Origin of the sequence: Actinomycetospora sp. (assembly GCF_036497245.1) — a bacterium.
GTDB lineage: Bacteria > Actinomycetota > Actinomycetes > Mycobacteriales > Pseudonocardiaceae > Actinomycetospora.
Genome location: NZ_DASXJS010000281.1, coordinates 1 through 8,412, shown reverse-complemented (window position 1 = coordinate 8,412; position 8,412 = coordinate 1). Strand labels below are relative to the sequence as shown.

General features: G+C 75.6%; 8 protein-coding genes. 6 read left to right on the top strand and 2 right to left on the bottom strand.

Annotated features, from left to right (window positions below; genetic code table 11):
• Window positions 1-235: 235 nt before the first annotated feature.
• From VGI02_RS28490 to VGI02_RS28475, 4 genes are read left to right on the top strand one after another with little or no spacing between them, the layout of a single operon-like run.
• The gene (locus tag VGI02_RS28490) at window positions 236-1,477 is read left to right on the top strand and encodes a glycosyltransferase family 4 protein (RefSeq protein WP_331633372.1); all 1,242 of its coding nucleotides are present in this window, start codon (window positions 236-238) and stop codon (window positions 1,475-1,477) included.
• Window positions 1,474-2,352 carry a GNAT family N-acetyltransferase gene (locus tag VGI02_RS28485; RefSeq protein WP_331633370.1) on the top strand — a complete coding sequence of 293 codons (879 nt, stop codon included), beginning with the start codon at window positions 1,474-1,476 and terminating at the stop codon, window positions 2,350-2,352. Before VGI02_RS28490 ends, VGI02_RS28485 begins: the two co-directional genes overlap by 4 nt.
• The gene (locus VGI02_RS28480; RefSeq protein ID WP_331633368.1) at window positions 2,349-3,344 is read left to right on the top strand and encodes a lysophospholipid acyltransferase family protein; all 996 of its coding nucleotides are present in this window, start codon (window positions 2,349-2,351) and stop codon (window positions 3,342-3,344) included. Before VGI02_RS28485 ends, VGI02_RS28480 begins: the two co-directional genes overlap by 4 nt.
• Window positions 3,334-3,996, top strand: a complete 663-nt coding sequence (locus VGI02_RS28475; RefSeq protein ID WP_331633365.1) for a class I SAM-dependent methyltransferase — start codon at window positions 3,334-3,336, stop codon at window positions 3,994-3,996. The genes VGI02_RS28480 and VGI02_RS28475 overlap by 11 nt, the downstream gene beginning before the upstream one ends.
• A 61-nt stretch (window positions 3,997-4,057) precedes the next feature.
• On the opposite strand, the gene VGI02_RS28470 is transcribed toward VGI02_RS28475, so the two are convergent.
• Window positions 4,058-4,930 (bottom strand): DUF4190 domain-containing protein, encoded by an 873-nt coding sequence (locus tag VGI02_RS28470; protein WP_331633362.1) that lies wholly within the window; start codon window positions 4,928-4,930, stop codon window positions 4,058-4,060.
• 363 nt (window positions 4,931-5,293) lie between these two features.
• Here VGI02_RS28470 and mihF point away from each other — a divergent pair, with 363 nt between their 5' ends.
• Entirely contained in the window at window positions 5,294-5,605 is a 312-nt protein-coding gene (mihF, locus tag VGI02_RS28465) for an integration host factor, actinobacterial type (RefSeq protein ID WP_331633360.1), read from the top strand.
• A 72-nt stretch (window positions 5,606-5,677) separates the two neighbouring features.
• Here mihF and VGI02_RS28460 read toward each other — a convergent pair whose 3' ends face one another.
• Window positions 5,678-7,099, bottom strand: coding sequence for a heparin lyase I family protein (locus VGI02_RS28460; RefSeq protein WP_331633358.1), 1,422 nt, complete (start codon window positions 7,097-7,099; stop codon window positions 5,678-5,680).
• 485 nt (window positions 7,100-7,584) lie between these two features.
• Here VGI02_RS28460 and VGI02_RS28455 point away from each other — a divergent pair, with 485 nt between their 5' ends.
• Window positions 7,585-8,376 (top strand): pyridoxamine 5'-phosphate oxidase family protein, encoded by a 792-nt coding sequence (locus VGI02_RS28455; protein WP_331633356.1) that lies wholly within the window; start codon window positions 7,585-7,587, stop codon window positions 8,374-8,376.
• Window positions 8,377-8,412: the final 36 nt, after the last annotated feature.

Here is an 8,412-nt window from a genome sequence, read left to right as displayed (position 1 = left end):
CCGACCATCGGAGTCGTGCCCGATTTGGTCACCGCTCGTCACCGAATGGGGCGGATTCGGTGGGTTACTCGTGAGTCATCGCTGCTGAGCGGGGGTAAGGGTGATCTTCAGATCACCGTTCGTGGTCGCGGAACGTGGCTGAATCGGAACCTCGGATCACAGTGTTGGGGAGCCGTTCGAACGCGCGACACGTCGTCGTCGGCCGTACGGATTCCGTGAAGGGAACGGTCGCGACGTGCGCGTCGCCGTCGTCACCGAGTCGTTCCTGCCCGCCGTCAACGGAGTCACCAACTCCGTCCTCCACGTGATCTCCCACCTGCGGGCCCGCGGCCACGAAGCGCTGGTCGTGGCCCCGGGCGCCGGTCCGGACGAGGTCCCCGACACCGACGTGCACCCGTCGGGCGGTCGGCGGGTCCCCGTGGTGCGCGTCCCGGCGGTCGACCTGCCGGTGGTCGACTCGCTGCCCGTCGGGGTGCCGACGCCCGCCGTCCGGGCCGCCCTGGCGGAGTTCCGACCCGACGTGGTGCACCTCGCGTCGCCGTTCGTGCTCGGCGCCCGGGCCCTGACCGTCGCGCGCCGGATGCGCATCCCGACGGTGGCCGTCTACCAGACCGACGTCGCCGGGTTCGCCGCGTCGTACGGCGTCGGTCTCACCGCCCGCGCGGCGTGGCGCTGGACCCGGCGGCTGCACGCGCGCGCCGACCGGACCCTCGCGCCCTCGTCCTGGGCGGTCGACGCGCTGGAGGCCCACGGGGTGCCCCGGGTGCACCGGTGGGGCCGCGGGGTGGACACCTCCCGGTTCCGTCCGCTCGCCGAGCACGCCGACGGCGGATCGGCGGCCGCGGCGCTGCGCCGCGAGCTGGCCCCCCGGGGGGAGATGCTCGTCGGATACGTCGGGCGGCTCGCGGCGGAGAAGCAGGTCGAGCGCCTCGCCGCCCTCGCCGACCTGCCCGGGGTCCGGCTCGTGGTCGTCGGCGACGGACCGGCGCGCGAGCGGCTCGCCGAGCTGCTGCCCGGGGCGGCGTTCCTGGGCTTCCGCGGCGGCGACGACCTCGCGACGGCCTACGCGGCGCTCGACGGGTTCGTGCACACCGGCCCGTTCGAGACCTTCTGCCAGGCGGTGCAGGAGGCCAAGGCGGCCGGACTGCCGGTGCTCGCACCGGACGCAGGCGGGGTCCGGGACCTGGTCGAGCCCGGCGAGACGGGCTGGCTCTTCGACGCCGGATCGGACGCCGCGGCCGCCGGCGGCCTCCGCGAGCGGGTCCGCGCCTGGCGCGACGACCCCGCCCTGCGCCGGCGCATGGGGCACGCCGCCCGGGCCTCGACCCGCGGGCGGACCTGGCCCGCCGTCTGCGATGAACTGCTGGGCCATTACGCCGAGCTGGTGGGGACCGCCGACGATTCACGCGGAGCACACCGCCTCGTCACGCGCGGGTCGGCCGGGGAACGTCCTGGCCCCGTAGACACCGCGGCATGACCAGCACCGAGGTCCTGCTCACGACCACGGCCGAGGGTGGCGTACGGCCCGCCGCCCCCGACGACAGCCCCGCGGGCCCGGCATCGGCCCTCGCGGCCTCCGTCGACCCCCGCGTCGCCGGCCCGGACGACTCCGGCCGCTACAGCCTGCTCGTGACCCGGGAGGGCGAGCACGTGCGGGCCGCGCAGCGCCTGCGCCATGACGTGTTCGCGATCGAGCAGGGTGCCCGCCTGGCCCCCGGAGCGGCGGCCGAGGAAGGCCGCGACGAGGACGCCTTCGACGCGTTCTGCGACCACGTCATGGTGCGGGACGACACCGACGGCGCGATCGTCGGGACCTACCGGATGCTCTCGCCGGACGGGGCCCGCGCGGCGGGCGGGCTGTACTCGGACACCGAGTTCGACCTCTCCGCGCTCGACGACCTGCGTCCGCTTCTGGTCGAGGTCGGCCGCTCCTGCGTGCATCCCGACCACCGGACGGGGACGGTGCTCTCGCTGGTCTGGGCCGGGATGTGGCGCTACCTGATCCTCACCGGACACCGCTGGCTCATCGGCTGCGCGAGCGTCCCGCTCACCGGCGATGGCGCCCTGCCGGGGTCGGTGTGGTCGCTGCTGGAGCGCAGGCACCTCGCCCCCGACGACCGCCGGGTCGTCCCGCGCCGTCCCGCCCCGGTGGGCGCCGAGGGCCTCGGTGACCTCCGGCGGGCCCGCGCCGAGACACCGCCGCTGCTGCGCGGATACCTGCGCCTCGGTGCGCAGATCGGCGGTCCGCCCGCTCTCGACCCCGACTTCGGGGTCGCCGACCTGTTCATCCTGCTCGACCACACCGCCATCGATCCGCGGTGGCGGCGGCACCTGCTCGGGGAGGAGGCGTGACCCGGGCGAGCGGAGCGACGGGGAAGGTGAACAGCTTCTTCCCCACCTCGCCGTGCGTACCGGAGTGCCTGCCGCTCCCCGCCCCCGACGCCGGCCTCGCCCGCATGCGCCGCGTCGTCCGCACCACGGGGCGGCTGACCGCCCTGGTGGGCACGCTCCTGCTCGGTGCCGGGCTGGCGTTCCTGGCGCCGGTGCTCGGGCCGTGCCGCGTCGGGCGGCTCCAGGCCGTCTGGTCCGGGTGGCTCCTCGCGGCCGCGGGGGTGCGCGTCGTGGTGACCGGCCCGCGCCCGCGGCCGGGGTCGCTCGTCGTCGCCAACCACGTGTCGTGGCTGGACGTGCTCGCGCTCAACCGGGTCGTGGGGGTCCGCATGCTCGCCAAGGCCGAGGTGCGCGACTGGCCGCTCGTCGGCCCGATGGCGGCCCGCGCCGGGACGGTGTTCCTGGACCGCGACCGGCTGCGCGCGCTGCCCGGGGCGGTCGCCGCGGTCGCGGGCGAGCTCCGCGACGGTGCCTGCATCGGGGTGTTCCCCGAGGGCACCACCCGGTGCGGTCGCGACCTCGGCCGCTTCCGGCCCGCCGCCTTCCAGGCCGCGCTGGACGCGGGTGCCCCGGTCGTGCCGGTCGCCCTGTCCTACGCCGACGCCGACGACGCACCCGATGCCGCCGCGGCCTTCGTCGGGGACGACACCCTGCTCGCCTCGCTGATCCGCGTCGCGGCCGCGCCCCGCACCGTCCTCACGGTCCGGGTGCTGCCGGTCCAGGTCCCCGTCCCGGCCGCGGTCGGCGACTCCCGCGCGCGGCCGCGCCGGGAGGCCGCCCGGCGCGCGGCGACCGCGATCAGGAGCGCACTGCCCGACGCGACGTCCGACGCCCGCCCGCGGCCTGCCGTGCACGCCGACCAGGTCCCCGCCCGTCCGGTGCCCGCCCCGCCGCTGGTGACGGTCGCCGCGAGCGGGGACCGCGATGCCGAGGAGGTCACCCGTGTCGCCTGAGGAGACCGACGTCGACCGGCCCGAGCCGCGCCGCGACCGGGGGGCCTGGACCGACGCTGCGCGGTTCTCGGCAGCGTTCCTCCGCTCCCCGGTGGCGACCGCCTCGGTCTGGCCGAGCTCGACGGCTCTGGCCCGCGCGGTCGCCGACGCGGCGCTCGCGCGGTGCTCGCGCCCCGATCCGCTGGTCGTGGAGCTGGGCGCCGGATCCGGGGCCTTCACGCTCGAGCTCGCCCGCAGGCTGGACCGGCGCGCCCGCCATCTCGCGGTGGAGCTGAACCCGGGCCTGGCGCACCGACTGGCCGAGCGGCTCCCGGAGGTCGACGTCGTGCCCGCGGACGTCGCCGAGCTCCCGACGCTGCTGGCCCTGCGCGGGCTCTCCGGCGCGCGTGGGGTGGACGTCGTCGTCAGCGGCCTGGGCTGGTCGGCGACCCGGCCGGGCCGGGACGACTCGTTGCTGCCGACCGTCGCGTCCACCCTCGCCGACGACGGCGTCTTCGTGCAGTTCGGCTACACCTTCACCCGCTGGGCGGCTCCGGCGCGCGCCCTCGAGCACGAGCTGCAGGAGCTCTTCTCCGAGGTCACGACCACGCCCACGGTGTGGCGCAACCTGCCGCCGGCGATCGTGCACCGGGCCGCCCACCCCCGCCGCTGACGACACGACCCGGCACCGGGGAGCCGTGGCTCCCCGGTACCGGGCCGGCGCCCCCCTCGGATCAGCCGCCGACGGCGGCCGTGGCTGCGGTGACCATCGCCTGCGAGTCGGTCTGCAGACGGTCGGCGGCGCCGGAGAGCCTGCTCTGGCTCGACGACGTCGACAGGGTGTCCAGGTCGGCGAGGACCCGGTCGATCGCGGGCACGAGGTTCGCGTCGACCTTCTGACGCACGTCCGGGGTGACGGCGACCGTGGTGGCCGTCGTCCGGAATCCCGAGATGGCCTCCCGGTAGGCGGAGAAGTCGCCCTGCATGGCGTCGAGGTCGCCGCTGTGGCGGTCCAGGTCGGCCGACATGGTCTCGGCCGCCGAGCCGACCTGGATGAACCCGGCCATCAGCTGGGCCTGGCCCGCGGAGTCGTCGTCGGTGGTGCCTGCGGGCGCCGGGACGGCGGCAGGTGCCTGCGCGGCGGGCGCCCCGGCGCTGACCGCGGGGACGGGGCTCGTCGCGGCGTCGAGGCTCGCGCTGACCTGGCCGGCGAGCAGCAGCACGACGATGGTCGAGGCGATGCCGACGAGGCTGAACACGGCGCCGAGGACCACGCCGAGCGTGGCGAGCCCGCGGCCGCGCTCGCCGGTCCGGGTGATCTGGGTGCGGGCGATGATGCCCAGCACGATCGCGACCGGCGAGACGATGAACGCCATCACGACGGAGAGCCACGACAGGGTGTTCAGCGGGGCCTGGGGCGCCGGGACCGGCGGCATCGGGCCGACACCCGGTGGGGAGGGCGGCGCCGCGTAGCCGGCGGGCGCGGAGGGTGGCCACCCGGCGGGCTGAGCCGGGGCTGGGGCGTCGAACGGCGTGCCCGGGGCGGTCGTCTCCGCGTCCACCGACGAGTCGATGGCGGGGTAGCGGGGGTCGGCCTGCTGGGTCATGACGCTGCTCCTCGGAATTCGGGGCATCCGGCGGCTCCCGGAACCCCGGTACCGTCACTCTTCGTAGATAATTCCGCCAAGCAAATCGGGACAGATGTCACTCATTCGGCTCAGTATTGCTGACACAGCGAGATATCAGCAGGTCAGCGCGTGGTCGAAAACGAGCGGGGTGTACGGTCCCGCTTCGATCGGACCGTCGGGGTCGACCACCTGCCCCCGGCGAATGAGCCCGAGAAGCGGTGCGCCATGGTGTGTCGCAGCCGGTCGGACACCCGTCCCCGGTCACGATGGCACCGTCGGCCCGATCCCGGGACCGGCAGGCACCGTCCCACGACCTGCGCAGGTGAGGAGAGGGAGACTCCCATGGCACTCCCGACGTTGACCCCCGAGCAGCGCGAGGCCGCCCAGGCCAAGTCGCGCGAGGCGCGCCAGGCCCGTTCGGCCCTGCTCGCCGGTATCAAGAGCGGCGACGAGTCGATCCCGGCCGTGCTGGACCGCGGCAAGAGCGACCCGATCGCCGGGAAGACCAAGGTCTCGCAGCTCGTCCGCGCCCTGCCCGGCTACGGCCCGGCGAAGGCGTCGGCCGTGCTCGAGCAGGCCGGTATCCCCGAGGACCGCCGCGTGGCGGGCCTCGGCGCCCGCCAGCGTGAGGCGCTCGTCAGCGCCCTGAGCTGACACCGCACGACGACGGCCCGGTCACCTCGCACGAGGTGACCGGGCCGTCGTCGTGTCCGGGGGAGGCCGGTGTCAGTCGAGACCGGCGGGGAGGTCCTTGCTGACCGAACCGAGGCTCGTGCCGATGGCCCAGCTGCCGAACGCGAGCTTGCCCGCCTGGCCGATCGCGGTGTCCCGGTAGATGCCGGTCTTCACGTAGCTGTCCTTGCCCGCGTACATCGTGCCCGACGGGGGCGCGAAGTCGGCGAGCTTCTGCACGCCGTCCTGCCAGGCGCTCACGGTGCCGTTCGAGGACGAGAACTTCACCTTCAGCACGAGGTGGGTCCACTGGCCCGGCTTCGCGTCGCCGACGACCTGCGAGAACCCGCCCGAGTCGCCGTCGAGGAGGAACTTGCCGTCCTGGACCTTGAGCTCCAGCGGCGGTGACCCGGTGCCGTCGTTCTTGAACTGGGTGATCACCTGCCAGTCCGAGGTGTTCACCGGGAAGTCCGGCGCGAGCTTCACCGAGAACCCGAAGTAGTACTGGTCGCCCTCGGAGAGCCCCTTGAAGTCCGGCTCGACCTCGGAGCGCTTGCCGCCGCCGGGCATCGAGACGTTCAGCAGGCCGGCGCCGATCGTCGGCGACGACGCTCCCTGGTTGTTCCAGGGCGTCGACTTGAAGTTCTTCATGCCCGCGGAGGCGAAGTCCGCCGACCAGAGCGTCTTCCCGCCGTCGCTGCGCGGGGCGGGGGCCGCGGCGCTCGTCGTCGGGGCGGCGGTGGTGGTGCTCCTCGGGGTGGACGTCGCCGTGTGGGGCGCCACCGACGGCGCGTGGACGACCGGCTCGGACACCCCCGCGGGGGCCACGGCGAGGTTCGGGCGGACGAGCTCGCCGGTGTCGGCGGCCGGGTCGGCCAGGAACGTCGGGCCGGAGCTCGCGGCCGCGACGCTGGCCCCGGTCAGGGCCCCGAAGAGGGCGAGCGCGCCCGCGGCGCGGGTCGGGCTCATGAACCGGGTCTCGCGCGGGGCCCGGTGCGAGGCGCGCCCGGGGCCGGGTCCGGGGAAGCCGCCCGTGACGGGGCCGGGCGGCGCGGGCGCCGGACCGGGGCGGCGGGCCGGCGGGGCCTGGTCCGGGAAGCCGCCGGTGACGGGAGCATGAGGCGGCGCGGCGGGAGCCCGGTGGCCTCCGGTGACCGGGCCGGGAGGCGGTCCGGCGGGAGCCCGGTGGCCGCCGGTCACCGGCGAGGGCTGTGCGCGGGTGTCGAGCAGGCCGCCGGTGTCGCCGGTGGCCGGCCCACTCCCGTCCGCGCGGGCCTCGGCGGCCGCGCGGGCGATCGCCGCGAGGTCGAGCGGGGTGGTCGCGGGGTCGTGGCGATGCTTGCCGCGCACGACGTGGGGGCCGGTGGCCGGCGCGTCGAGGGCCGCGGGCCAGGAGCCCGTCCGCGGGGGGCCGTCGGGCCGGGATGCGCCGGGACTCGCCCGGTCGGAGCGGGACCCGGAGCGATGTCGAGCCATGGTGGTCCTCGTTCGTGGCGCCGGAACCCGGTCGTGGGGGAGCGAACCGGTGCCGGGCGGGGACCCGGCGTGTCCACCTGTCCCGCACTCGGGGTTCCGGGGGCCGGACTCGCCGGGACAGGTGGGCGCCTCGAGTCCGGGGCCGGGCGCCTGGACGTCCGGCCGATGACCACCGTAGGGCCCCGGACGGGTGACATCGCGCGGCCTTCCGAGGCCCGGATCCGGGCGTGGTCACGAAATGGTCACGTTCTCGCTGCTCACGGGCTCGCGGCGTCCGCCGAACACCCTGAGCATCGGCCCGGATGCCGATCGTGAGTGACTCACGTCACGGTCAAGTTGCTCCGAACGGCTCCGGCCCTTCTCAGGTCCACGGCCGAGGCTTCTCATCCGGGACCGTACGATCGGTCTCGGCTCCCCCTCGGGCGGGGTGCCCGCCCGGCTCGCCACCGCCTCCCCGGCCCCGACGCGCGATCGAGACGAGGACCATGCGCTTCACGAAGCTGCTCCGCACGCGCCCCCGTCGCCCCGGTTCGGACGGCGAGCACGAGCTCCAGGAGCGGCTCGGGACCAAGGCGCGGGCGGACCGCTTCTACGACGACCAGGTGTGCCACCGGCTGCTGCCGAGCATGATCGAGTTCGTCGGGCGGATGAGCATGATGTTCGTGGCCACCGCCGACGGTAGGGGCGAGTGCGACTCGTCCCTGCGGGCCGGCCCCGAGGGCTTCCTCGCGGTCCTCGACGACGGTCACGTGGCCTACCCCGAGTACCGCGGCAACGGCGTCATGGCCAGCCTCGGCAACATCGCGGAGAACCCGCACGTCGGCCTTCTGATGATCGACTTCGCCGAGGACCTCATCGGGCTGCACGTGAACGGCACCGCCCGCGTCGTCGACGACGCCGACCTGCGCGGGGACCACCCCGAGCTCCCCGTCGACCCGGTCCCCGGCAGGCGTGCCGAGCTGTGGGTGGTGGTCGCGGTCGAGGAGGCCTACATCCACTGCCGCAAGCACATCCCCCGCATGGTCCCGGCCGACCGCATGCGGAGCTGGGGCACCGACGGCGTCAAGGCGAAGGGCGGCGACTACTTCGGCGCCGCGGCCCGCCGTCGTACCGAGGAGCAGCCGGCCGAGCTGGAGCCCGTCGGCGAGGCGCCGGAGCCGCGCACCGAGCCCGAGCCCGTCCGCGGGGCGCCCGAGCCCCGGGCGCGGCCCGACGAGGCTCCCGCGGACCCGGTCGCCGGGCGCGCCGGGGCCGGCGCGGCATCCTGGACGTCGTGACCGACGCCGACGACCGCCACAGCTGGAGCCGCCCCG

Coding starts and splice junctions, on each gene's coding strand:
- VGI02_RS28485 (WP_331633370.1), top strand. CDS start 1,474: ATGACCAGCACCGAGGTCCTGCTCACGACCACGGCCGAGGGTGGCGTA.
- VGI02_RS28470 (WP_331633362.1), bottom strand. CDS start 4,930: ATGACCCAGCAGGCCGACCCCCGCTACCCCGCCATCGACTCGTCGGTG.
- mihF (WP_331633360.1), top strand. CDS start 5,294: ATGGCACTCCCGACGTTGACCCCCGAGCAGCGCGAGGCCGCCCAGGCC.
- VGI02_RS28460 (WP_331633358.1), bottom strand. CDS start 7,099: ATGGCTCGACATCGCTCCGGGTCCCGCTCCGACCGGGCGAGTCCCGGC.
- VGI02_RS28455 (WP_331633356.1), top strand. CDS start 7,585: ATGCGCTTCACGAAGCTGCTCCGCACGCGCCCCCGTCGCCCCGGTTCG.